The organism is Kocuria rhizosphaericola (genome assembly GCF_044462205.1).
GTDB classification, from domain to species: domain Bacteria; phylum Actinomycetota; class Actinomycetes; order Actinomycetales; family Micrococcaceae; genus Kocuria; species Kocuria rhizosphaericola.
In genome coordinates this window covers 1-23,348 of record NZ_JBISWK010000093.1, presented here as the reverse complement: position 1 = coordinate 23,348, position 23,348 = coordinate 1, and the positions used below count along the sequence as shown (strand labels likewise).

Annotated in this window: 23 protein-coding genes, 1 tRNA gene and 1 riboswitch; of the genes, 12 read left to right on the top strand and 12 right to left on the bottom strand. The window is 72.2% G+C overall.

The features are described from left to right. Positions 1–40: 40 nt before the first annotated feature. Genes ACH9D2_RS09835 through ACH9D2_RS09825 form a run of 3 tightly spaced genes read left to right on the top strand, consistent with a single transcriptional unit; the run spans position 41 to position 2,080 of the window. Positions 41–580, top strand: coding sequence for an arsenate reductase/protein-tyrosine-phosphatase family protein (locus ACH9D2_RS09835; protein ID WP_396362656.1), 540 nt, complete (start codon positions 41–43; stop codon positions 578–580). Then, on the top strand, positions 577–1,170 hold the full coding sequence (locus ACH9D2_RS09830) for a uridine kinase family protein (RefSeq protein WP_396362655.1): 594 nt from the start codon (positions 577–579) through the stop codon (positions 1,168–1,170). The genes ACH9D2_RS09835 and ACH9D2_RS09830 overlap by 4 nt, the downstream gene beginning before the upstream one ends. 28 nt (positions 1,171–1,198) lie before the next feature. Further along, entirely contained in the window at positions 1,199–2,080 is an 882-nt protein-coding gene (locus ACH9D2_RS09825) for an aminotransferase class IV (RefSeq protein WP_396362654.1), read from the top strand. Between the two features lie 7 nt (positions 2,081–2,087). On the opposite strand, the gene ACH9D2_RS09820 is transcribed toward ACH9D2_RS09825, so the two are convergent. From ACH9D2_RS09820 to ACH9D2_RS09775, 10 genes are all read right to left on the bottom strand, one after another. Continuing rightward, a complete protein-coding gene (locus ACH9D2_RS09820) occupies positions 2,088–2,885 on the bottom strand; it encodes an energy-coupling factor transporter transmembrane component T family protein (protein WP_396362653.1) in 798 nt (265 codons plus the stop codon). Next, positions 2,882–4,585: an ATP-binding cassette domain-containing protein gene (locus ACH9D2_RS09815; RefSeq protein WP_396362652.1), complete on the bottom strand. Its 1,704-nt coding sequence runs from the start codon at positions 4,583–4,585 to the stop codon at positions 2,882–2,884. Before ACH9D2_RS09815 ends, ACH9D2_RS09820 begins: the two co-directional genes overlap by 4 nt. Next, positions 4,582–5,202 (bottom strand): ECF transporter S component, encoded by a 621-nt coding sequence (locus ACH9D2_RS09810; RefSeq protein ID WP_396362651.1) that lies wholly within the window; start codon positions 5,200–5,202, stop codon positions 4,582–4,584. Before ACH9D2_RS09810 ends, ACH9D2_RS09815 begins: the two co-directional genes overlap by 4 nt. A gap of 90 nt (positions 5,203–5,292) precedes the next feature. Beyond that, a riboswitch (TPP riboswitch) is annotated at positions 5,293–5,412 on the bottom strand. Between the two features lie 125 nt (positions 5,413–5,537). Next, positions 5,538–5,813 carry a DUF4235 domain-containing protein gene (locus ACH9D2_RS09805; RefSeq protein ID WP_396362650.1) on the bottom strand — a complete coding sequence of 92 codons (276 nt, stop codon included), beginning with the start codon at positions 5,811–5,813 and terminating at the stop codon, positions 5,538–5,540. A gap of 58 nt (positions 5,814–5,871) precedes the next feature. Then, positions 5,872–6,339, bottom strand: coding sequence for a monovalent cation/H(+) antiporter subunit G (gene mnhG, locus ACH9D2_RS09800; RefSeq protein WP_396362649.1), 468 nt, complete (start codon positions 6,337–6,339; stop codon positions 5,872–5,874). Next, the gene (locus tag ACH9D2_RS09795) at positions 6,336–6,608 is read right to left on the bottom strand and encodes a monovalent cation/H+ antiporter complex subunit F (protein WP_298588851.1); all 273 of its coding nucleotides are present in this window, start codon (positions 6,606–6,608) and stop codon (positions 6,336–6,338) included. Before ACH9D2_RS09795 ends, mnhG begins: the two co-directional genes overlap by 4 nt. Next, positions 6,605–7,318, bottom strand: coding sequence for a Na+/H+ antiporter subunit E (locus tag ACH9D2_RS09790; protein WP_396362648.1), 714 nt, complete (start codon positions 7,316–7,318; stop codon positions 6,605–6,607). Before ACH9D2_RS09790 ends, ACH9D2_RS09795 begins: the two co-directional genes overlap by 4 nt. After that, positions 7,315–8,955, bottom strand: coding sequence for a Na+/H+ antiporter subunit D (locus ACH9D2_RS09785; protein WP_396362647.1), 1,641 nt, complete (start codon positions 8,953–8,955; stop codon positions 7,315–7,317). Before ACH9D2_RS09785 ends, ACH9D2_RS09790 begins: the two co-directional genes overlap by 4 nt. Further along, positions 8,952–9,443 carry a Na(+)/H(+) antiporter subunit C gene (locus tag ACH9D2_RS09780; protein ID WP_396362646.1) on the bottom strand — a complete coding sequence of 164 codons (492 nt, stop codon included), beginning with the start codon at positions 9,441–9,443 and terminating at the stop codon, positions 8,952–8,954. The genes ACH9D2_RS09785 and ACH9D2_RS09780 overlap by 4 nt, the downstream gene beginning before the upstream one ends. Further along, positions 9,440–12,553, bottom strand: a complete 3,114-nt coding sequence (locus ACH9D2_RS09775; RefSeq protein ID WP_396362645.1) for a Na+/H+ antiporter subunit A — start codon at positions 12,551–12,553, stop codon at positions 9,440–9,442. Before ACH9D2_RS09775 ends, ACH9D2_RS09780 begins: the two co-directional genes overlap by 4 nt. A 278-nt stretch (positions 12,554–12,831) precedes the next feature. Between ACH9D2_RS09775 and ACH9D2_RS09770 the strand changes: the two genes are divergently transcribed. Further along, on the top strand, positions 12,832–14,172 hold the full coding sequence (locus tag ACH9D2_RS09770; RefSeq protein WP_449555784.1) for an MFS transporter: 1,341 nt from the start codon (positions 12,832–12,834) through the stop codon (positions 14,170–14,172). A 7-nt stretch (positions 14,173–14,179) separates the two neighbouring features. On the opposite strand, the gene dcd is transcribed toward ACH9D2_RS09770, so the two are convergent. Beyond that, positions 14,180–14,755, bottom strand: a complete 576-nt coding sequence (gene dcd, locus ACH9D2_RS09765; protein WP_396362643.1) for a dCTP deaminase — start codon at positions 14,753–14,755, stop codon at positions 14,180–14,182. Between the two features lie 123 nt (positions 14,756–14,878). Here dcd and ACH9D2_RS09760 point away from each other — a divergent pair. The 7 genes from ACH9D2_RS09760 (at position 14,879) to ACH9D2_RS09730 (ending at position 21,302) form a co-directional block, all read left to right on the top strand. Next, a tRNA-Gly gene (locus ACH9D2_RS09760) sits at positions 14,879–14,949 on the top strand. A 178-nt stretch (positions 14,950–15,127) separates the two neighbouring features. After that, positions 15,128–15,574: an aspartate 1-decarboxylase gene (panD, locus tag ACH9D2_RS09755; protein WP_396362642.1), complete on the top strand. Its 447-nt coding sequence runs from the start codon at positions 15,128–15,130 to the stop codon at positions 15,572–15,574. A gap of 92 nt (positions 15,575–15,666) precedes the next feature. Beyond that, on the top strand, positions 15,667–16,593 hold the full coding sequence (locus tag ACH9D2_RS09750) for an AEC family transporter (RefSeq protein ID WP_396362641.1): 927 nt from the start codon (positions 15,667–15,669) through the stop codon (positions 16,591–16,593). A 245-nt stretch (positions 16,594–16,838) separates the two neighbouring features. After that, positions 16,839–18,161, top strand: coding sequence for an extracellular solute-binding protein (locus ACH9D2_RS09745; RefSeq protein ID WP_396362640.1), 1,323 nt, complete (start codon positions 16,839–16,841; stop codon positions 18,159–18,161). Continuing rightward, positions 18,158–19,150: a carbohydrate ABC transporter permease gene (locus tag ACH9D2_RS09740; RefSeq protein WP_396362639.1), complete on the top strand. Its 993-nt coding sequence runs from the start codon at positions 18,158–18,160 to the stop codon at positions 19,148–19,150. The genes ACH9D2_RS09745 and ACH9D2_RS09740 overlap by 4 nt, the downstream gene beginning before the upstream one ends. A 6-nt stretch (positions 19,151–19,156) precedes the next feature. Further along, on the top strand, positions 19,157–19,990 hold the full coding sequence (locus ACH9D2_RS09735) for a carbohydrate ABC transporter permease (protein ID WP_396362638.1): 834 nt from the start codon (positions 19,157–19,159) through the stop codon (positions 19,988–19,990). Positions 19,991–20,042: 52 nt separating this feature from the next. Next, positions 20,043–21,302 carry an ABC transporter ATP-binding protein gene (locus tag ACH9D2_RS09730; protein ID WP_396362637.1) on the top strand — a complete coding sequence of 420 codons (1,260 nt, stop codon included), beginning with the start codon at positions 20,043–20,045 and terminating at the stop codon, positions 21,300–21,302. Positions 21,303–21,455: 153 nt separating this feature from the next. Here the strand turns inward: ACH9D2_RS09730 and ACH9D2_RS09725 are convergent, their stop codons facing one another. Further along, entirely contained in the window at positions 21,456–21,935 is a 480-nt protein-coding gene (locus ACH9D2_RS09725; RefSeq protein WP_396362636.1) for a hypothetical protein, read from the bottom strand. Positions 21,936–22,248: 313 nt separating this feature from the next. Between ACH9D2_RS09725 and ACH9D2_RS09720 the strand changes: the two genes are divergently transcribed. Then, complete coding sequence (locus tag ACH9D2_RS09720; RefSeq protein ID WP_396362061.1) at positions 22,249–23,331, top strand: IS110 family RNA-guided transposase; 1,083 nt, start codon at positions 22,249–22,251, stop codon at positions 23,329–23,331. Positions 23,332–23,348: the final 17 nt, after the last annotated feature.

Sequence of the window (23,348 nt, the reverse complement as noted above, 5' to 3'; positions counted from 1 at the left end):
CACTTCTCGTGCCGGGACCGGACGGCTTAGACTGCCCGCTATGTATTCGATCGTGGCCGTGTGCACCGGCAACATCTGCCGCTCGCCCATGGCGGAGTTCGCCCTGCGCCGCGCCTTCGAGGCGGCAGGACTGGCCGAGCGCGTGCGGATCGACTCGGCGGGGGTCAGCGACGAGGAGCTGGGCAACCCCGTGGATCCGCGCGCGGGCGACCTCCTGCGCCGCGAGGGGCTCGACGCCTCCCGGCACGCGGCCCAGGTCTTCGACCCCGTCCGCTTCGACGACCGCGACCTCGTGCTCGCCCTGGACGTCGTCCACTGGCGGCGCCTGCGGGCGCTCGCACCGGACGGCTCAGCAGCCGCCAAGGTGCGGCTGCTGCGGGAGTTCGACCCCGCCGTCGAGGAGCTGGGGCCCGACGACCTCGGGATCTACGACCCCTGGTACGGGGGCCCGGAGGACTTCGAGACCACCTACGGCCTGATCGCCGCCGCCGTGCCGGGTGTGGTCCGCGCCGTCGCCCGGGAGCTCGGCCCCGACCGGGGCTCCGCGCAGGACGCCGCGCAGGACGCCGGACGCGCGTGATCGACATCGAGCTCGAGCTGGAGCCGTCGCTCGCGATGGCCAACCCCGCCGGCACCAATCTGGCGCGGCTGCTCCCGTCCCCCACCCGCCGCCCGTACCTCATCGGCATCGACGGGCGCTCGGGCGCCGGCAAGACCAGCCTCGCGGAGCAGCTCGCCGCGGTGCTGCGCCCGGTGCGGGACGTGACGCTCTTCCACCTCGAGGACCTCTACCCGGGCTGGGACGGGCTCGGGCCCGGCCGGCGGACCTACGTGGACGAGGTCCTCACACCCCTCGACCAGGGCCGGGACGCGGAGTGGAGCGCCTGGGACTGGGTCACCGGCTCCCCGGGGACCCCGCGGCTGACCCGCGTGGCGGAGGTCGTGGTCCTGGAGGGCGTCGGCGCGTGCAGCGCCGAGGCCCGGGAGCTCCTGGACGTCTCCGTGTGGGTCGAGCTGCCCACCGCCCTGCGCTACGACCGCGCGCTGAGCCGTGACGGCTCGTACTACGCCGAGCACTGGGACCGCTGGGCCGCCCAGGAGGACGCCTACCTGGCGGAGGACCACGTCTGGGAACAGGTGGACATCCTGCACCCCGGACCGGTCTGCTGACACCCCGGACGCACCCACAGGAGGATCCGTGACCAGCACCGTCGTCGTCCTCGACGCCGCCCACCCCGCGGGCGTCCTCGCCGATCCCTCCGTCCCGCTCGTGCGGATCGACGACCAGGGCCTCACCCGCGGGGACGGCGTCTTCGAGACCATGCGCGCCGTCGACGGGAGCGTGCGGAAGTTCGAGGCCCACCACCAGCGGCTGTCGGCCTCCGCGCGGCTGGCGCAGCTGCCCGTGCCGTCCGCACGGGACACGCGCGGGGCCGTGGAGCTCGCGCTCGCCCACGCCGCGCCCGGCGGGGACGGCGGTCTGGGGGCCGAGCACAGCGTCAAGGTCGTGATCAGCCGCGGCACCCCGGAGGACGGCCCGTGGTCCTGGATCGTGGTGAGCCCCGTGCCGGAGGCCACGTTCCGGCAGCGGCGGGAGGGCGTGACCGCGGTGCTGCTGCCGCGCGGCCACGACCCCGCCCTGGACGCCGGGTACCCGTGGCTGCTGCCGGGGGCCAAGACGCTCTCCTACGCGATCAACATGGCCGCCCTGCGCCACGCCCGCTCCCTCGGCGCGGACGAGGCGGTCTTCACCACGGAGGGCCGCAGGGTCCTGGAGGGCGCGACATCCTCCGTGGTCTGCGCCCGCGTGCGCGCCGGCCGCCGCACCCTGCTGACCCCGGAGCCCTCGCACGGGATCCTGCCCGGAACGACGCAGGCCAAGATCTTCGGCGCCGCCCGCCGGGACGGCTGGGAACTCGGATACGGACCGCTGTACCCGGCGGACCTCATGGAGGCCGACGCCGTGTGGCTGGTCTCCAGCGTCCGGCTCGCGGTGCCGGTGCGCCGGCTCGACCACCAGCCGCTGCCGGTGGACCCCGAGCTGACCCGGCTCGTGACGAGCTGGGTCTCGCAGGCCTGATCCGGGCTCAGGCCCAGATGAACCGGTGCGTCCCGAGCAGGACGGAGACCGCCGGGCCCACCGCCGCCGCGGCCGTGCACCCGCCGAGGACCACGACGTCCCGCCAGGAGTACCCGGGGACGCGGGCCCAGGTGCGAGGGCCCGCCCCGAAGCCGCGGGCCTCCATGCTGACCGACAGCCGGGTGGCACGGCGCAACGACTGCACCAGCAGCGTGAATGCCTGGCCGCCGAACTCCCGCAGGACGCCCACCGGACCGTGCCCGGAGCCGGCGCCGCGGGCCCGGCGGGCCATCGCGAGCGTGGTCCACTCCGTGAACATCACGCCCACCAGACGCAGCGCCGCCAGCGAGGCGAGCACGAAGCGCACGGGCAGCCGGACCGTCTGGGCCAGGCCGTCGGCGAGGTCCGTGGGGTCGGTGCTGAGCACCACGAGCAGCCCCGACAGGGCCAGCGCGACCCCGCGCAGGGCGATCGCCGTGCCCGCGGCCACCGAGCCGGCCGAGAGCTCGGTGATCCCCAGGTCCAGCAGCACCGGTCCGGAGTCCTCGGCGAGCAGGGCCGTTCCCCACCCGCTCACGAGGGCCGCCAGCAGCACGGGCCAGGCCCGCGGCAGCAGCGCGAGCGTTCGCCGGCCGGCGAGCGCCAGCAGTCCGAGCTCGCCCAGCAGCACCAGCCCGGACGTCACGGGGTCCGCGCTGACCACGAGCACCACGGTGAGCAGCAGCGCCCCCGCCAGCTTGACCACGGCGTTCGCGCGGCCGAGCAGGGAGCCGCGGACGACCGGGGCGATCGACGGCGCGCTCACCGGGCCGGCTCCCGCGCCGGCCGGGAGTCCGGCGCCCCGCACGGGGCGGGATCCGGGGTCCCGGCGGGCGGGGCCGGAGGGGCCTCGGACCGGTCGGGTGCGCCGGGGGCCGTGGCGTCCGGCGTGCCGAGTTCCAGCACCTCGGCCCCGAGCGCGCGCACGAAGTCCTCGTCGTGGGTCACCGCGAGCACGGCCGTGCCGGCGTCCACGAGCTCCACGAGCAGGTCCACGAGCTCGGCCCAGGTGAGGGCATCCTGGCCGAACGTGGGTTCGTCGAGCACCAGGACGTCCGGGTCCGTGGCCAGCACGGTCGCCACGGACAGCCGCCGCTTCTCACCCCCGGAGAGGGTGAAGGGGTTGGCCTCGGCCAGGTGGCCGAGGCGCAGCCGACGGAGCAGCTCGTCCGTGCGGCGCTCCCGCTCGGCCACCGGCGTGCCCGCCAGCCGGGGTCCGTACTCGAGCTCGGCGCGCACGGTGGCGCGCAGGAACTGGTGCTCGGGCTCCTGGAAGACCGTCCCGACGCGGGCCACGAGCTCCCGGCCGCTCCATTCCAGAGGGTCCGGACCCGCGCCGCGGTCGAGGTCCGGGTGGGCGGTCACGGTGCCGCGCACGGGGGCCAGCAGGCCCGCCAGCGTCAGCGCGAGCGTGGACTTGCCGGCGCCGTTGGGCCCGGTCAGCGCGAGCGCCCGGCCGCGGCGCAGGCTGAGGCCGATGTCGGCCGCCGCGACGGGCAGGTTCCGGCCCGTCGCGGCGTCGTCCACGGGGCGGCCCCTGCGCCGCGCCCGCCGCCGGGCGCGCAGCCGGCGCGCCGAGGGCTGGACCCGTGAGACACCCAGACCGGTCGCGCTCAGCAGCGGTTCGCCGCCCTCCCCGGGGCGGCCGTCCGCGCACGGACTCGCGGGCGCGCGCGTGGCCGGGACCCGGCCGGGGACCCACACCCCCGCCCCGCTCAGCTCGTCGGCCGCGGCGCCCAGCACCTGCCCCGGGGTCCCGTCGTGGGTGATCCCCCCGTCGTGGCCGAGCACGACGACGCGGTCCACGACCTCGGCCCACACGGCCACACGGTGCTCCACGACCACGAGCGTGGCCCCGCTGCGGTCGAGGCAGGAGACCACCGCGTCGCGGACCTGCCGCACGCCGGCGGGGTCCAGGTTCGCGGTCGGCTCGTCGAGCAGCAGCAGCCCGGGGCTCATGGCCACAGCGCCGGCGAGCGCGAGGCGCTGTTTCTGCCCGCCGGACAGGGCCGCGGTGGAGTGGTCGAGCGGGAGGTCGAGGCCCACGTCGTCGAGCGCCGCGCGCACCCGCGGCCAGATCTGCTCGCGGGCAACGGCGAGGTTCTCCAGGCCGAAGGCGGTGTCGTCGCCGATCCGGGACAGCACCACCTGGGACTCGGGGTCCTGCTGCACGAGGCCGGCGCGGCCTCGCGCCAGGTCCGGCGGTGTGCCGTCGAGCAGCAGCTCTCCGCTGCGGGAGAGGCCGTCGTCGTCGTGCAGGACTCCCGCGAGGGCGTGCAGGAAGGTCGACTTGCCCGCCCCGCTGGGCCCCAGCAGGAGCACCCGCTCTCCCGGTTCCAGCACGAGGTCGACGCCCCGCAGGGCGGGGGCGTCCCGGCCGGGGTGGTGCCAGCCGAAGCCACGGGCCTCGACCCGCGCCCCCGCGGTGGCGGGCGCGCCGGGGTGCCGCACCGCCGGGGCGGTCATCGCCGCGCGACCCGGCCCGAGGCCAGGCCCTGCAGCACGCCCGTGGCCGCGAGCGCCTTCACCACGGCCCACATCAGCAGACCGGCGAGCACCGCGCCGGAGAGGGCGGCGAGGACCACGTAGACCACCTGGTGGCCGAGCGCCCACTCGTAGTTGTAGAGGAGGTTCTCGCTGACGCCCAGGAAGATCCCGCTGACGGCGCCGGCGGCGGCGGCCACGGCGGCGTTGTACCGGCGGTAGCGGAGGGCGGCGAAGACGAGTTCGGCCCCGATGCCCTGCACGAGGCCGGAGATGACCACGGTCCAGCCGAAGTGGGTGCCCAGGAAGCCCTCGATGACTGCGGCGAGCAGTTCGCAGAACAGCGCGGCCCCGGGCTTGCGGATGATCAGCCCGCCGAGCACGCCGGCCACGAGCCAGCCTCCGGCGATCAGGCCCACGGCGGGCGGGTAGGCGACCGCGGCCGTGCCGACCACGGGGTAGAGCAGGTTCGACCACGCCCAGAAGACGACCGCGCACACGGCGGCGAGGACGGCGGCCACGACGATGTCGACCACGCGCCAGGACGAGGCGCCGGACGTGCCGGGACGGCGGGCGGGGCGGTGGGTGGTGGTGTTCACGGTGGGTTCCTCCTGGGCTCAGCGAGCCGTCGGTGCCAGGAGGGGACGGGGTCCTACCGGGCCGCGCCGGTGGCGCGCTCCCGGGGAACACCCCTGAGATGCTCGACTCCCTTCGCCGGTGCTAACCGGAGCAGGTTCGAGGGTCTGCGGCGATCCGCACTCTCAGCGCCGCGCCGGTGCTCCCGGCGGGGCGCTCCCCTGTCGTTCAGTGGCACCCAGTCTACCCCTCCGTCCGCCCGGCCGTGCACACCCCGCACGACGAAGGGGCCCGTCCGGTCGGACACCGCTGCGGTGTCCGCCCGGACGGGCCCCTTCGCGAGGATGCTCGCCGGGGCTCAGACCTCGGCCTGGCTCGAGGCCTTGGGCTTCTCCTTCTTCTCCTCCATCTTCGCCACCTGCCGGTGGACGGCGACCTTGATGATGGTGCCCACGAGGCCGGTCACGACGGACCAGATGATGATGGCCGTCCAGGTCTCGCTGGGGTCCGGGTTCTTGGCCGGCGGCGGGTTGCCCGTGACGCGCGTCCACACCGAGCCGAGCACCTTGTGCGAGAGGACCACGCCACCGAGTGAGGCACCGGTGCCGAGGAGTTCGATGACTTTGTCGTTCATGGGCTGATGCTCCTTGTCGTCCGGGGGACGCGGGTGCGCCTTGTCGGTCCCGACCAGCCTAACGCGTCCCCGCCGTTCCGTCAGTCTGCTGTCCGTCCGCTCGCCGGCCGTCCGGGCTCGGCGCCGGGGGCACCGCGGCGGCGCCCTCCACGGTGGCCCCGGCGGTGCTCTTGCCGGTACGGTTGAGCACCGCCTGCAGGTCGTCCTGGGTCAGCGTGGTGCGGTTCAGGTGCTTGGTCCGGTAGGTCGAGCGTCCCACCATGTGCGCCGAGACGGGCACGGTGAGCAGCTGGAAGGTCCAGCCGAGGACGATGAGCGGGATCATGGCGGGGTCGCGGTTCTCCAGGGCCACCGCCGTGAGCATGAGGAGCAGCCCGAACACCTGCGGCTTGGTGCCGGCGTGCATGCGCGTCAGCAGGTCCGGGAAGCGGACGAGGCCGATCGCGGCGGCGAGGGACATCAGCGCGCCGACCACGAGGCACACGGCCGCGGCGGCGTCCAGGGCGGTGTCCAGCACGGCGCTCACCGCCCGTGCTCGGCGGTCTGGGTGGCGAACCGAGCCACCGTCACGGAGCCGATGAACCCGACCAGCGAGACGATCACCATGAGGATCAGGTTGTTGAGGTGGCCGTGGTAGGCCATCTCCACGGCGAGAGCGGCCGCGACGATGGCCAGCAGCACGTCGGTGGCCACCACGCGGTCCAGCAGGGAGGGGCCCTTGGCGAGGCGGTAGAGGGTGCCCGCGGCGGCCGTGCTGAGCAGCACGGCCGCGACGGCCACGGCGATCTCCATCACGAGCGGTCCTCCTCGGTGGTGGCGGCCGGTGGATCGGCCGGTGGATCGGCCGGTGGATCGGCGGGTGGATCGGCAGGGACGTCGTCCCGGCGGCCGCCCACGATCTGCTGGCTCGCGGTGACCGGGGAGCCGATCGCGGCGCTGTCCCCACAGGCGGCGGCTCCGTCCCCGCGCCGTTCGGCCTGCAGCGCGGCGAGCTCCTCCCGCGTGCCCATGATCCTGATCCAGGCGGCCTCCACCCGCAGCGCGGAGCGGCGGAACTCCTCGGCTTCCTCGGCGTTGCGGACGTTGAGCGCGTGGAAGTACAGCGTGCCGGCGGCACGGTCCACCTCCACGACGAGCGAGCCGGGGATCAGGGTCATGGTGTGCCCGGTGGCCGTCAGGAGCAGGTCCGAGCGCGTGCGCAGCCGGACGCCGACCACGGCGTTGCGCGCGCGCGGCCCCACGAGGATCGCGATCAGCATCACCTCGACGCTCGCCTTGGCGACCTGCCACACGAAGGTCGCGGCGAAGAGCACGAACTGGACCACGTCGAACCGGCCCGACAGCTGCACGGACGGCAGATAGAGGACCCAGGTCACGAGCAGGGCCAGGACCAGCCCGACCAGCAGGTTGCCGAGTCCGAAGTCGCCCCACAGGGCGCCCCACACGACTACGAGCCACACCAGCAGCGGCAGCTCGACGAGCAGGGAGTTCTTGGGCCGGGTCACGGTGCCTCCTCCACGACGGGCCGCGGCGCGGCCGCGGGGTCCAGCACGGACTCGACGTAGCGCTCGGGGCGGACGAGGTTCTCCGCGGCGTTGTCCGCGAGCTGGAACAGCGGCCCGGCGAACACCGTCAGGGCCACGCCCACCGCGACGAGGGCCGAGGCCCCGCCGAGCATCGAGGGGGACATCAGGCGCACGTCGCCCTTGCCCGCGAACCGGCCCGCCTGGTCGTCGACGGCGCCCGAGGTGAGCAGGAACCGGGAGCCGGCGGGCACCGGGGCCAGCAGGATCGGGTCCGGGTACTCCGCGTCCTCCGGGGCGCGGAGGAACACGCGGTTCCACACCCGCATCAGGGTCAGCAGGGTCAGCAGGGAAACCGCCACGGACCCCGCGACCAGGACGTAGGCCAGTGCGTCGCCCTGGGCGACGCCGGCCTGCAGCAGGCCGGTCTTGCCCAGGAAGCCGGAGAACGGCGGGATCCCGCCGAGGTTGAGCGCGGGCACGAGGTAGAGCAGCGCGAGCAGCGGGGAGATCCTGGCCATCCCGGCCAGCCGGTCCACGTTGGTGGATCCGCCGCGGCGCTCGATCAGGCCGGCCACGAGGAACAGGCTCGTCTGGATCACGATGTGGTGGGCCACGTAGTAGACCGTGGCGGAGAGGGCTTCCTGGGTGCCCACGGCCACGCCGAAGATCATGTACCCGATGTGGCTGATCAGCGTGAAGGAGAGCATGCGCTTGATGTCGATCTGCGCGAGCGCGCCCAGGATGCCGACCACCATGGTGAGCAGCGCGACCCACATCAGGAGGTCGTCGAGCCGTTCCCCGGGGAAGAGCACGGTCTCGGTGCGGATGATCGAGTACACGCCCACCTTGGTCAGCAGGCCGGCGAACACCGCGGTGACGGGGGCGGAGGCCGTGGGATAGGAGTCCGGGAGCCAGAAGGACAGCGGGAAGACCGCGGCCTTGATCCCGAACGCGATGAGCAGCATCAGGTGCAGCTGCATCTGGGTGCCCACCGGGAGCCCCTGGAGCTTGACCGAGAGGTCGGCCATGTTGATGGTGCCCGTGGCCGCGTAGATCATCGCGATGGTGATCAGGAACAGCACGGAGGAGATCACCGAGACCACCACGTAGGTCACGCCGGTGCGGATCCGCTGGACGGTCCCGCCCATCGTCATGAGCACGTAGGACGCGGTCAGCAGGATCTCGAAGCCCACGTAGAGGTTGAACAGGTCCCCGGCGAGGAAGGCGTTCGACACCCCCGCCACGAGGATGAGGAAGGAGGGGTGGAAGATCGAGATCGGCCCCTCGTCGTCGCCGTCGGCCACGCCCTGCCCGCTCGCGTAGACGAGCACGGCGAGCGAGACGACCGTGGAGACCACGAGCATCAGCGACGAGAGCTGGTCCACGACCATGACGATGCCCCAGGGCGCCTCCCACCCGCCGAGGTGGACGGCCTGCGGGCCGACGTCCCACGTGCTCACGAGCACGAGGGCCTCGACCGCGAGGGTGAGCACGAGCGAGCCGATGGCCACGGTCCGCTGGAGGGCGTTGCGCCGCAGCAGCAGGAGGCTCAGGGCGGCGCCGAGGAACGGGATGATCACGGCCAGCGGGGCCAGCTGGGCGGGGTTGAAGGTCACCGGCTCCCCCCTCCCCCGAAGCCGCGCACGCCCGGGGTCTCGACGGACTCGTCCGGGTCCCGGTGCGGGGGCGCGTCGTCGAACTCGGAGGTGTCGGCGGGGACGTCGGCGTCGCTCTCCACGTCGTAGGAGGACTGCCGCGCCACGCGCCGGTCCTCGACGTCGTCCAGGATCTCGTCCCGGCGCCCGAGGACCCAGGAGCGGTAGATCATGCCCAGGAGGAACGCGGTGACGGCGAGGGAGATCACGATGGCGGTGAGGATGAGCGCCTGGGGCAGCGGGTCGCTGTAGTTCTCCGCGGCGATCGACTCCTCGTACAGAGGGGCGGACCCGGCGTCCCCGCCGGCGTGCAGGATCAGCAGGTTCGTGCCGTTGGTCAGCAGCATCAGCCCGAGGAGCACGCGGGTGAGCGAGCGCTCGAGGAGCAGGTACACGCCCACGGCGTAGAGCACGCCCATCACGACCAGCAGGGTCAGGTTCACGGTCATCGGTGCTCTCCACTTCCGCCCGCGTCGGTCCTCGTGATCGGGATCGGCGACGTCGCGGACGTCGCCGTGGTCGAGCCCGCGGGGACACCGCCGGCGACCTTCCGCTGCCGGGTGACGCGGATGCGCGTGCCGCGCCCCGGGGTGCGGCGCCGCCGCCGGACGGCGTCCTCCTCGATCCGCTGGTCGATCCGCCCGCCGAGCGAGCGCAGGATGTCGAGGATGAGCCCCACCACGATGAGGTAGACCGCGACGTCGAAGATCAGGGCGGTCACGAACTTCTCGGCCCCGAAGACCGGCAGCTCGGCCTCGAACGTGTAGCTCTGCATCACCGACCCGCCCAGGAACACCGGGGTGACGGCGTAGAGCGCGGCGAGCGCCAGGCCGGTCCCGAGCATCGTGCCCGCGTTGATGGGGGTGGCCAGCTCGAGCTCGTAGCGTCCGCCCGCGAGATAGCGCACCGTCAGGGCGAGCCCCGCCATGAGCCCGCCGGCGAATCCTCCGCCGGGGTCGTTGTGCCCGGCGATCAGCAGGTAGAGGGAGACCATGATGAACGTGTGGAAGAGCAGCCGGGTGACCACCTCGAAGACGATCGAGCGCCGCTCGGGGGCCATCGTCCGGCCGGCGAGCAGGTAGGGGTCCTCCAGGTCGTCCTCGCGGCGGGCGAGGCGGACGTCCAGGGCCTCCCCGCCGGGCGAGACGGCCGCGGCGTTGCGCCGCCGGATCACCCGCAGCTGATCGGTCGTGGGATCGTCCCCGGAACGCACGATGCGGTCCCCGCGTCCCGTGACGAAGATCAGGGAGGCCACACCGGTGGCGGCCAGCACGAGCACCGAGATCTCCCCGAAGGTGTCCCACGCCCGGATGTCCACGAGGATGACGTTGACCACGTTCTGGCCGTCGCCGAGCTCGTAGGCCATCCGCGGCAGCTCCAGGGAGACGGGGTCGGCCGTGCGCGAGGAGATGCTGAACGCCGCGAGCGCCATCATGAACAGCCCGAAGGTCACCGCGATGGTGCCGCGCAGGAGGCGGCGCCCGGCAGGGTTGCGGTGCCACAGCGGTGCGGGCAGCGAGCGCAGCGCGAGCACGAAGGCCACCAGCAGCACGGTCTCGACCAGCGTCTGCGTCAGGGCGAGGTCGGGCGCGCCCTGCAGGGCGAAGATGAGGGCCAGGCCGTAGCCGGTGACCGACACGAGCAGCACCGCGAGGAAGCGCTTGGTGGCCAGGGGCACCAGCAGGGCCGCCACGACCATGGCCGCGCCGGCGATCAGTTGCGCGGGGCCGTCGGAGACCCGCAGCGCCCCCAGGGGCGGGGTCTCCTCCACGAACAGCGCCACGAGCGGCACGACGATCGCCGTGATCAGGATGACCGAGAGGTAGAACATCAGCGAGCCGCGCTGGGTGCGGCCGGTGATCCACACCGCGACCAGATCCAGGACGTTGACGACCCGCCGGTAGACCAGCTCCCCCGCCGGCAGGGACGGCAGGGCCCGCTGCAGGGCGGCGACACGGCGCCGGGCGAGGTGGAACAGGAGCCCGGCCGCGATGATCACCGCGGAGAGGCCGAGGGCGGGGGTCGGTCCGTGCCACAGTGCCAGGTAGAACTCGTGCTCCTCCGTGACCGGGAACCGGTCGACGTAGGGCTGGAGCATGGCGTTGACCGGCTGGGGCCACACGCCGAAGACCACGGTGAGCACGGAGAGCACGAGCGGGGCCGCGAGGAAGGCGGGCTCGACCCGCTGCATGTCGCTGATCACGGCCTTGCCTCCCACCCCTGCGTCGAGCTCGGAGAACTCGGCCGACTTCTGCGCGAACCCGCCCCACACGAAGCGGGCGCTGTAGGCGAAAGTCAGGACGGAGCCGACGACGAGTCCGGCGAGCACCGTGATCCCCGCGGCGCCGTCCGCGGCGTGGGCGAACGCAGTCAGCACCGACTCCTTGGCCACGAACCCGGCCAGCGGCGGCAGGCCCGCCATGGACGCCGCGGCGACGAGGGAGACGGCGAAGAGCACCGGCACGCGCCCGGCGAGCCCCGACAGGCGGCGGATGTCCCGGGTGCCGGCCCGGTGGTCGATGATCCCGACCACGAGGAACAGCGTGGCCTTGAACAGCCCGTGCGCGAGGAGCATGGCCATCCCCGCCTGCGCCGTGTCCGCCGCGCCGTGGCCCACGATCACCACGAGGAAGCCGAGCTGGCTGACGGTCCCGTAGGCGAGGATCAGCTTGAGGTCGTACTGCTTCAGGGCCGCCCAGCCGCCGAAGAGCATGGTGCCCAGGCCCAGGACCGTGACGGTGGGCTGCCACAGCGCCGTCTCGGCGAAGCCCGGGGCGAAGCGGGCCACCAGGTAGATGCCGGCCTTGACCATCGCGGCGGCGTGCAGGTACGCGGACACGGGGGTGGGCGCGGCCATCGCGGCCGGCAGCCAGAAGTGCAGCGGGATCAGGGCGGACTTCGTCACGGCCCCCACGAGGAGCAGGAGGACCGCCACGTCCACCACGGTCCCGCGCTGGGCCAGCTCGGGGGCTGCCGCGAGCACCTCGGAGATCCGGTAGGTGCCCGCGGCCCGGCCCAGCATCACGATGCCGACCAGCATGGCCAGGCCGCCGGCCGTGGTGAGCACCAGGGCCTGCAGCGCCGCCCGCCGGGCGGACAGACGGGTCCGGCTGTAGCCGATGAGCAGGAAGGACAGGACGGTGGTGATCTCCCAGAAGACGAACAGCACCAGCATGTCGTCGGCGGTCACCAGACCGAACATGGCGCCCGCGAAGGCCAGCAGCTGGGCGCCGAAGCCGCCGATGCCGCTCGCGTCGGACTTGAAGTAGCGGGCGCAGTAGAACAGCACGAGCGAGCCCACGCCGAGCACGAGCAGGGACATCGTCCACGAGAGGGCGTCCATCCGCAGGACCAGGTCCAGGTGCAGGGACGGGATCCACTCGCCGCCCTCGGTCCAGCCTCCTTCGCTCCCGTAGACCCGGGAGGCGGAGCCCAGCAGCCACAGGAAGCCGGCGAGGGGGACCGCCGCCAGGAGGTAGAAGGCGCTGCGTCCCATCCGCGCGAACAGCAGGGGCGCGACCGCCGCCACCACTGCGTGGAGCAGGAGCACAGCGGTCATCAGGCGCCTCCGGGGGTCGGGGAAGGGAGCGGCGGTCGGGCGTCGAGGGGCCCGGACGCGGGCACGGAGGACCTGTGCGAGCACGGGATGGCCGGGGCGCGCCCGGGGGGATCCAGACTATCAAAGCGGTGTCGCCGCCCCGTGCCCTCCTGCCCGGCCGGGACCTGGACGTTCCCGGCCGGCCCCCTGGCCGGAGGGTCCCCGGTTCCGGGACGGCCCGCGGCGAGGCCGGTGCCCCGGCCGGGCACCGCGGGCCTAGCATGACAGCCATGGACGCCATGCCCCCAGGCCCCCCGACCGGCTCACCGGCCTCTCCCGCGACCCCGTTCGTGCCGCGCCGCTCGCACGTGTGGGCGTGGAGCCTATGGGACGCCGGATCCGCGGCCTTCAACGCCGTGATGACCACCTTCGTGTTCACGGTCTACCTCACGAGCGCGCCGTTCGGCGGGGAGGACCACGCCTCGCAGGTGCTGGGCTACGGGATCGGCGCCGCCGGCGTCGTCGTGGCCCTGCTGGCGCCGGTGGTGGGACAGCGCAGCGACGGCGCGGGTCGGCGCAAGCTGTGGCTCGGGATCAACACGATGCTGACGGCACTGCTCACCGCCCTGTGCTTCCTGGTCCTTCCCCAGCAGCCGTACCTCTACCTCGGCGTGGGCCTGCTGGCGCTGGCCAACGTCTTCGACGAGTTCGCAGTGGTCAACTACAACGCGATGCTGCCGGGGATCGCGGGCCGCGAGCACATCGGGCGGGTGAGCGGCCAGGGCTGGGCGATGGGCTACTTCGGCGGGATCGTGGCCCTGGCGATCGTGCTGTTCGGGTTCATCACGCCGGGCCTGCTCGGCCTCCCGGAGGAGGATGCCCTCAACGTGCGCGCCGTGGCCCTGTTCTCGGGACTGTGGATCGCGCTGTTCTCGATCCCCGTCCTGCTGGTGGTCCCCGAGATCCGCCCCACGCGCCGCGGGCCGCGCCCGTCCGTGGCGCACTCCTACCGCCAGCTGTGGGAGACCCTGCGGGGGCTGTACCGCGAGACCCCGCAGACGCTGTGGTTCCTGCTCTCCTCCGCCGTGTTCCGGGACGGGCTCAACGCGGTGTTCACCTTCGGCGGCGTCATCGCGGCCGGCACGTTCGGCTTCACCCTGAGCGAGGTCATCGTCTTCGCGATCGTCGGCAACGTGGCCGCCGGGGTGGGCGCCCTCGCGGGCGGCCGGCTCGACGACAGGGTGGGGCCCAAGCGCGTCATCGTGGCATCCCTCATCGGCATCCTGCTCGCCGGGGCCCCGCTGCTCGTCCTCGAGGGCACGGCCGCGTTCTGGGTCTGCGGGCTGCTCCTGTGCCTGTTCGTGGGCCCCGCCCAGTCGGCCTCCCGCACGTTCCTCGGCCGGCTCACGCGGACGGGCGAGGAGGGTGCCCTGTTCGGCCTGTACGCCACCACGGGCCGGGCCGTGAGCTTCCTGGCGCCCACCCTGTTCGCGGTGTTCGTCTCCGTGCTGGGCGCCCAGCGCTGGGGGATCCTCGGGATCCTCCTGGTGATCGGCGCCGGTCTGCTCCTGCTGCTGGGCGCTCGCGACCCCACCAGCACGGCGGCGCCGACCGCGGCCGCGACGCCCCCCGCCGGGTAGCGAGCCCTCAGATGCGGGTGCGGGAGAACCCGAGGTGGCTGCGGGACGCCGTGGGACCGCGCTGGCCCTGGTACCGGTTGGCGTACGCGCCGTCCCCGTAGGGGTGCTCCGCGGGCGAGGAGAGCTGGAAGAAGCACAGCTGCCCCACCTTGGAGCCCGGCCACAGCTTGATGGGCAGGGTGGCCATGTTGGACAGCTCGAGCGTGACGTGCCCCGAGAAGCCCGGGTCGATGAACCCCGCCGTGGAGTGGGTCAGCAGCCCCAGGCGCCCCAGCGAGGACTTCCCCTCGAGGCGGGCGGCGATGTCGTCCGGGAGGGTCACTTTCTCGTAGGTGGAGCCGAGCACGAACTCCCCCGGGTGGAGCACGAAGGCCTCGTCCGGGTCCACCTCCACGAGGCGCGTGAGCTCGGGCTGCTCCACGGACGGGTCGATGTGCGCGTACTTGTGGTTGTCGAAGAGCCGGAACCAGCGGTCCAGCCGCACGTCGATGCTGGCGGGCTGGACCAGGGCGGGATCGTAGGGTTCGAGGACGACCCGGCCGCCGTCGAGCTCCCGGCGGATGTCGCGGTCAGAGATCAGCACGGTCCCCAAGGTATCGCACGGCCGGCGGCCGGGCCGCGGCGGCGCGACCGGCCCGGCCGCCGCAGGTGGTGTAGAGTGGATGCTGTCCTCGTCCGGTGCACGCGCCGGACGACCCATGGATGCGCGGCTGTAGCTCAATGGTAGAGCGCACGCTTCCCAAGCCTGATACGCGGGTTCGATTCCCGTCAGCCGCTCTCGCACCGAACGCCCCGCGCCCATCCGGCCGGGGCGTTCGTCGTCACCGGGGGCCGCGCGATAGAATGGTGCCGCGCCCCGCTCCCCGAGCTGCACCCGGGGCGGCGAGCATCCGGACGACCCCCCGGGTCCTGCGCCATCATCCGCACCCTGCTCACGAGGAGCTCTTCTCCCGTCATGCTGCGCACCATGTTCAAGGCCAAGATCCATCGTGCCGTCGTGACCCAGGCCGACCTCCACTACGTCGGCTCGGTCACCGTCGACCAGGACTTGCTCGACGCCGCCGACATCCTCCCCGGCGAGCTCGTCTCCATCGTGGACGTCACCAACGGCGCCCGGCTGGAGACCTACACGATCGCCGGCGAGCGCGGTTCCGGCGTCGTCGGGATCAACGGGGCCGCCGCCCACCTGGTGCACCCCGGGGACCTGGTCATCCTCATCAGCTACGCGCAGATGGACGACGCCGAGGCCCGCGCCCACGTGCCGTCCGTGGTCCATGTGGACGCGGACAACCGGATCGTCGACCTCGGGACGGATCCCGCCGAGGCCCTGCTCGACGGCGTCGCCCGCCCCCCGCACTCCCGGCCCCTCGCCGACGCCCGGGCCGACCTGCCCCTCGGGTGACCCGTCCCGCCCTGACCGCGGGCGCCCCGGCGATGGGATAGAACTGTAGGGGCCCGCGGACGCGGACCCGCAGCAGCGCGAGGGAGGGTCCCGTGGCCGGAGTGTTCTCGGGCTTCTTCATCGTGTGGGCGGTCATCCTGACCGGCTACGCCGTGGGCCGCCGGGACGTGCTGGGCCCCCAGGGACAGCTGGTGCTGAGCAAGTTCGCCTTCTACGTGGCCAGCCCGCCGCTGCTGTTCCTCACCATCGCCGAGGCCGACATCGCCCGCATCCTCTCCGCGCCGCTGCTGGTGGCCGCGGTCTCGGCGGTGGCCACGACCCTCGTCTACGCCGCGATCGCCCGCTGGGTGCTGCACCGGGACGCGGCCACCACCCTGATGGGCGCCCAGGCCGCCTCCCAGGTGAACTCCGCCAACCTCGGCATCCCCATCGCGGTGTTCGTGCTCGGGGACGCGACCATGGTGGTGCCTGTCATCCTGTTCCAGCTGGCCCTCAACACCCCCGTCTACCTGACGATCATGGACACCCTCACGGACGGACGCCGCCCGAGCCCGGGCAGCGTCCTGGGCAACGTGGTCACCAACCCGATGATCGTGGGCTCGGGGCTGGGGATCCTCTTCGCTGTCACCGGCTGGCGGCTGCCCGAGGTCGTGCACGAGCCCGTGGAGCTGGTCGCCGGGGCCTCCATCCCGGCGATGCTGATGGCCTTCGGCGTCTCCCTGGTGGGCGCCTCCCCGCTGCAGCGCGGCGGGACGCCCCGCCGCGACGTGGTGCTGGCCTCCGCGCTGAAGCTGCTCCTCCACCCGGCGCTGGCCTTCCTGTTCGCCCGGTTCGTCCTCGGACTGGACGGGCACCTGCTCTACTCCGTGGTGGTCATGGCGGCCCTGCCCACCGCCCAGAACATCTACGTCGCGGCGGTGCGCTACGGCCGCGCGGAGCAGCTGTGCCGCGACACGGTGCTCGTCACCACCGTGATCGCCATGCTGACCATGGCCCTCGTGGCCCTGCTGCTCTCCTGAGCCTCCTCTGCACCGGGCCCGCCCCCGGGCGTGTCGGCCGCGGGAAACGGCAGACACGCCGGGGCACACTGATGCAAACAGTCAGGTTACTGGTCTGTGAGGTGGACCACTCATACACTGAAAGCTCCGCGCAGGAGTGGTCGACCGGCAGCACCCGTCGCCGACCGTCCTGCCGACCGGGTCCCACAGGATCCCCTCGGCGTCCTCCGCGGGCCGCCACATCGCCGAAGGGGAGGAACGAACCGTTGACCACCACCTCACACCCCCACAGGGCACCGGGCAGGCGACGGCTCAGCGCCGCCGCGGCCCTCGGCGCCGTGGGCGCCCTGCTCATGACGGGATGCGGTGACGCCGACGCCGGCGGCACCCCGACCCTGACCTGGTACATCAATCCCGACGCGGGCGGCCAAGCGGAGCTCGCCAAGCAGTGCTCCGAGGAGGCCGGCGGCCGGTACAACATCGAGACCGCACTGCTCCCGCGCGACGCCGCGTCGCAGCGCGAGCAGCTCGCCCGGCGCCTGGCGGCCGGGGACACCTCGATGGACATCATGAGCCTGGACCCGCCCTTCATCCCCGAACTGGCCGAGCCGGGCTTCCTGGCCCCCGTGCCGGGAGACGTCGAGGAGGCCACCACCCAGGACGTCCTGGCCGGCCCCCTCGAGGGCGCAATGTGGAAGGACGAGCTGGTCTCGGTGCCGTTCTGGGCCAACACGCAGCTGCTCTGGTACCGGGAGTCCGTGGCGGAGGCCGCCGGCCTGAACATGGACGAGCCCGTGACCTGGGAGCAGATCATGGACGCCGCCCGGGAGCAGGACAAGTACCTCGGGGTGCAGGGCACGTCGGCCGAGTCGATGACGGTGTGGGTCAACGGCCTGATCAAGTCCGCCGGTGGTGAGATCATCGAGAACCCGGAGGCCCCGGCCGACGAGATCGTGATCGGCATGGACTCGGAGGCCGCTCAGAAGGCCGCCGAGATCGTCGGCACCATCGGCAGGGACGGGCTCGGCGGACCCGGCCTGCCCACCTCGGACGAGGGCTCGACGATGGCCCAGTTCCAGACCGACGACGGCTCGTTCATGGTCAACTGGCCCTTCATCTACGCGGCCACCGCCGCGGCCGTGGAGGGCGGGACGGTCGAGCAGTCCATGTTCGAGGACATCGGCTGGGCCCTGTGGCCGCGGGTGAACCCGGACGAGCCCTCCGCTCCCCCGCTGGGCGGGATCAACCTGGGCGTGGGCGCCACGTCGGAGCACCAGGAGCTCGCGTGGGAGGCCGTGGAGTGCATCGTCCAGCCCGAGAACCAGGCGTACTACTTCGTGACCAACGGCAACCCGCCCGCGTCCGAGGCCGCCTACGAGGACCCCGAGGTCCGGGAGGCCTTCCCCATGTACGAGACCATCCGCGAGTCCCTCGACCAGGCGGCACCGCGTCCGCAGACTCCTTACTACAACGAGGTCTCCACCGCCATCCAGCAGGAGTGGACGCCGCCGGCGTCCGTCACAGAGAACACGCCCCGTGAAACCGCCGAGTTCATCGAGGCCGTCCTGAGAGGAGACCAGCTGCTATGAGCACCGTCGTCAATCCCAACGCTCCCGGCACCGGTCCACGGGAGGCCGCACCGGCACCCGTGACGGGGCGCCGCAGCTCCAAGCCAGCCATGTCCGACCGCGCCCGCTCCGAGCGCAAGCTCGGCTGGATGCTCGCCGGGCCGGCGTTCATCGTGATGCTGCTGGTCACCATGTACCCGATCCTGCAGGCGCTGTGGGACTCCCTCTTCTCGTTCCGGCTCACCGATCCGGGGAACAAGGAGTTCGTGTTCTTCGGCAACTACGCGACGGTCCTCTCCGACATCGTGTTCTGGCGCGACCTCGGCGTGACGGTGCTCATCACGGTCGTCACCGTCGTCGTCGAGCTCGTCCTGGGCTTCGCGCTGGCCCTCGTGATGAACAACGCGATCCGCAGCACCCGGGGCCTGCTGCGCACCGCGATCCTGGTGCCCTACGGCATCATCACCGTGGTCTCGGCCTTCGCCTGGTTCTACGCGTTCGACATCACGACCGGCTACATCAACAACTGGTTCTCCTGGCTCCCGGGCATCGGCCCGGACTTCAACTGGTTCGCCAACACCTGGTCCGCCCTCTTCGTGATCATGGCCTCCGAGATCTGGAAGACCACACCGTTCATCTCCCTGCTGCTGCTCTCGGGCCTGGCTCAGGTGCCGAGCGAGTACACCGAGGCGGCCCGGGTGGACGGCGCCACGTGGTGGCAGCGGATGTCGCGGGTGATCCTGCCCAACATGAAGGCCGCGATCATGGTGGCGGTCGTGTTCCGCGCCCTGGACGCGTTCCGCATCTTCGACAACATCTTCATCATGACCCAGGGTCAGTACTACACCGAGACGCTGTCCCTGCTGGCCTACCGCACATCCATCGGCCGTCTGGAGATCGGACTCGGCTCCGCGATCTCCGTGATCCTGTTCGTCTGCGTGCTGCTGATCGCCTTCCTCGCCATCAAGGTGTTCAAGGTCGATCTCGCCGGCGCCGGGAAGGGAAGGTAACCGCCCATGTCCACCAAGCACAAGGTCGGCTGGGCCGTCGTCTCGGTCCTGGTCCTGATCTACGCACTGTTCCCCGTCCTCTCGATCCTGATGACGTCCTTCAAGGCGCCGGCAGACCTGTCGTCCGGGAAGTTCCTGCCCACTCAGTGGGTCGGCGAGAACTACTCGTCGCTCTTCGTGGGCTCGGCCCGCGACCTGTTCCTCCCCTCGCTGCGGAACTCGATCGGCATCTGCCTGATCGCCACGGCCATCGCCGTGATCCTGGCCACGCTGTGCGCCTACGCGATCGCCCGGCTCGACTTCCCCGGCAAGAAGATGATCCTGACGGTCGCCCTGGCGGTGTCCATGTTCCCCGTGGTCTCGATCGTGACCCCGCTGTTCAACCTGTGGCGCCAGATCGGGCTGTACGACACGTGGCCCGGCCTCATCATCCCCTATCTCTCCCTGACGCTGCCCATCTCCATCTGGACCCTGACGGCCTTCTTCCAGCAGATCCCGTGGGACCTCGAGCGGGCCGCCCAGGTGGACGGCGCCACCACCTGGCAGGCGTTCACCAAGGTGATCGTGCCGCTGGCCCTGCCGGGGGTGTTCACCACCGCGATCATCGCGTTCTTCATCGCGTGGAACGACTTCGTCTACGGCATCGGCCTCACCTCCACCGAGGCGGCCCGGCCCGTCCCGGCGGCGCTGGCGTTCTTCACCGGCGCCTCGCAGTTCGAGGACCCCGCGGGCGCGATCTCCGCGGCGGCCATCATCGTCACCATCCCGGTGGTGCTGCTGGTGCTGCTCTTCCAGCGCCAGATCGTCTCCGGCCTCACCCAGGGCGCGGTCAAGGGCTGAGCCCGCGCCGCCTCCCGCATCTTCCCGAACCGACCGAAGGACTGAGTCCCAGATGGCATCCATCACCCTCAACCATCTCGTCAAGAAGTACGGCGACGGCTTCCCCGCCGTCAACGACGTGTCGATCGACATCGCCGACGGCGAGTTCCTCATCCTCGTGGGGCCCTCCGGCTGCGGCAAGTCCACGCTGCTCCGGATGATCGTGGGCCTCGAGGACATCACCTCCGGCGACCTGCTGATCAACGGGGAGCGCGTCAACGAGAAGGAGCCCCGCGAGCGCAACCTGTCCATGGTGTTCCAGAACTACGCGCTCTACCCCCACCTGACCGTGTACGAGAACATCGCGTTCCCGCTGCGGCTGTCCAAGGGGAAGTTCTCCGACGAGGAGATCGACCGGAAGGTGCGCCACGCCTCGTCGACCCTGGACCTGGACGAGCACCTCGAGCGCAAGCCGGCCAACCTCTCGGGCGGTCAGCGCCAGCGCGTGGCGATGGGCCGGGCGATCGTGCGGGACGCCGATGCGTTCCTGTTCGACGAGCCGCTGTCCAACCTGGACGCGAAGCTGCGCGGGCAGATGCGCACCGAGATCGCGCAGCTCCAGCGCCGGATGGGCATCACCTCGGTATACGTGACCCACGACCAGACGGAGGCCATGACCCTCGGCGACCGCGTGGCCGTGCTCAAGAAGGGCATCCTGCAGCAGATCGCCTCGCCCCGGGAGCTCTACGAGCAGCCGGCCAACCTGTTCGTGGCGGGGTTCATCGGCTCGCCGTCGATGAACTTCCTCCCGGCGCACGTGAAGGGCGACGTGTTCGACACCCCGCTGGGCGACTTCCCCGTACCGGACCAGGCCAGGGGCAAGATGCCCGCGGACGGGTCGATCGTGCTGCTGGGCCTGCGCCCGGAGCACTTCGAGGACGCCAAGTTCGTGGACGAGGCCAAGGTCTCCCGCGGAACCGTCTTCGACGCCGAGCTGACCCACACGGAGTGGATGGGCAACGAGCAGTACGGCTACATCAACTACGAGTCGGACCCCACCGTGAAGGCGAAGCTCGACGAGCTGGCGCAGGACCTGGACGGGGACGAGATGCACCCGCAGATCGTCGTCTCCCTGGACGCCACCTCCCGCATCCGCGGAGGAACCCAGGGCCGGATCTGGATCGACACCCGCCGGATGCACGTCTTCGACCCCGAGACCGGGGAGAACCTGACCCGGGACGCCGAGGCCGGTGCCGAGCTGACCCGCGAGGCGGTCGAGGAGCGCAAGGCCGAGATCGATCGGGCCCGACAGGAGCTGGCCGCCGCCGGCTGAGCACGCACGGCTCCACCCGGTGCTCGAGGAGCCCGCCGCCCGATCCCGGGGCGGCGGGCTCCTCCCATGTGCGGGTCGCGGCGCGGGGGGGGGGATCCGGGCTCCGGGCCGGGAGCCGAGGCGGTGCCCCTGGGTTCAGCTGGGGCCCGGTGGTCAGCCGGCGCCCGGCAGGCCGAGCGCGAACCAGGCCACGAGCGCGAGGACGGCCAGCAGCCCCGCGGAGGACGCGGCGGAGCGCAGCCGCGGGTGCCGGAGCCCCCACGGCACGAGCCGGGGCCAGCGGGCCGCGGCCTCCCGCGCCGTCGCGTGCTCGAGGTGGGTGCGGGGCGCGCCCAGCGCCACGGCGACGTCCTCGAGGGCACGGGCGTCCCACACCGCGCCGTCGAGGCCGAGGACCCGGCGTCCCGAGCGGCCCGCGGCCCACAGGTGGGGACGGGCGGACGGGCGCGGGGCACCGGGTGCCCGGTGCAGGGCCCCGACCGTGACGACGTGCTCCACCTCCGCGAGCGGTGTCGCGGCGAAGCCCACGGTGCGGGAGCGCAGGACGTGGCTGTCCGTGCGGACGACCAGCACGGGACGCAGCCGGATCCAGCACGCGGCGCCGGCGAGGAGCACGAGCACGAGCACCACCACAGCGACAGTAAAACTGTGAGGGCCAGGTGTTCCCGGGCGTCCTGACCCTCACAGCGATCGACCCCGTGGGGCTACCGTGGTGTCGGAGGTCCTCTCGCAGCATCCTGACCCGCACTCCGATCGACCCCAGCTCGGTGTCATTCCTCGGACTTGTCGGTTGCTCGGGAGCACCTCCGGCGAGGCCCATCGGTCTCGCCGGGACCACGTGACCCAAGAAGGGCCTGACGGGAATCCGTCTCATTACTGTCGTGTCCGGGTGTCTGGTTCGGCCGAGGGCAACCAACTGTTGCTGCTTGGCCCCAGGAGGCCCGCGATGAAAGATCCCACCAGCTCCTCGTCCCCGGTCGTGATCGGCGGGGTCGACACCCACAAGGACCTGCACATGGCCGCGGTGGTCGATACCTGCGACACCGTCATCGCCACCCAGGCGTTCTCCACCACCCGGGCCGGCTACCGGTCCCTGCTGCGCTGGATGCGCTCCTACGGGGACATCGCCCGGATCGGGGTGGAGTGCTCCGGCTCCTACGGTGCCGGGCTGCTGCGCCACCTCGAGAACGCTGGGATCGAGGTCCTGGAAGTCACCACCGGTGACCGCGCCGACCGGCGCCGGCGCGGCAAGGACGACACCATCGACGCGCAGAACGCCGCCCATGCCGCCTTCGCCCGCCGGCGCACCGTGACCCCTCGGGCACGCGATGGGATGGTCGAGTCCCTGCGCGTGCTCAAGGTCGCCCGCAAGTCCGCCATCCACGCCCGGCGCACCGCCCTGCAGTTGATCCAGATGCAGATCGTCTCCGCCCCGGACGAGCTGCGTGACCAGTTGCGCAACCTCACTCGGATGCAGCTGATCCGCACCCTGGCCGCCTGGCGACCGGACGCTACCGGGTTCCGGGATCCCGTAGTGGCCACACGGATCGCGCTGAAGTCCATGGCCCGGCGCTACCTGGAACTCCACGACGAGATCGCCGACCTCGAGCAGCTCATGCACGCCCTGGTCGAGGAGCTCGCCCCGGACCTGCTCACCCGCCCGGGCATCGGCTACGAGGCCGCGGCACAGCTGCTGATCACCGCCGGGGACAACCCCGACCGGCTCACCAGCGAGGCCTCTTTCGCCATGCTCTGCGGGGTGGCACCGTTGCCGGCGTCCTCGGGCAAGACCACCCGGCACCGACTCAACCGGGGCGGGGACCGCTCCGCCAACAGCGCCCTGCACATGATTGCGGTCGTGCGCTGGCGCCTGGACCCGGTGACGAAGGCCTACGTGGCCCGGAAGAAGGCCGAGGGCCACTCCAACCCCGAGATCCTCAGGTGCCTCAAGCGCTACATCGCCCGAGAGGTGTACTACCTCCTGCGCAACCAACAACGCCAAGCCGGACAAACCCTCATCGCCGCTTGACACATAGAAGGGCGTCA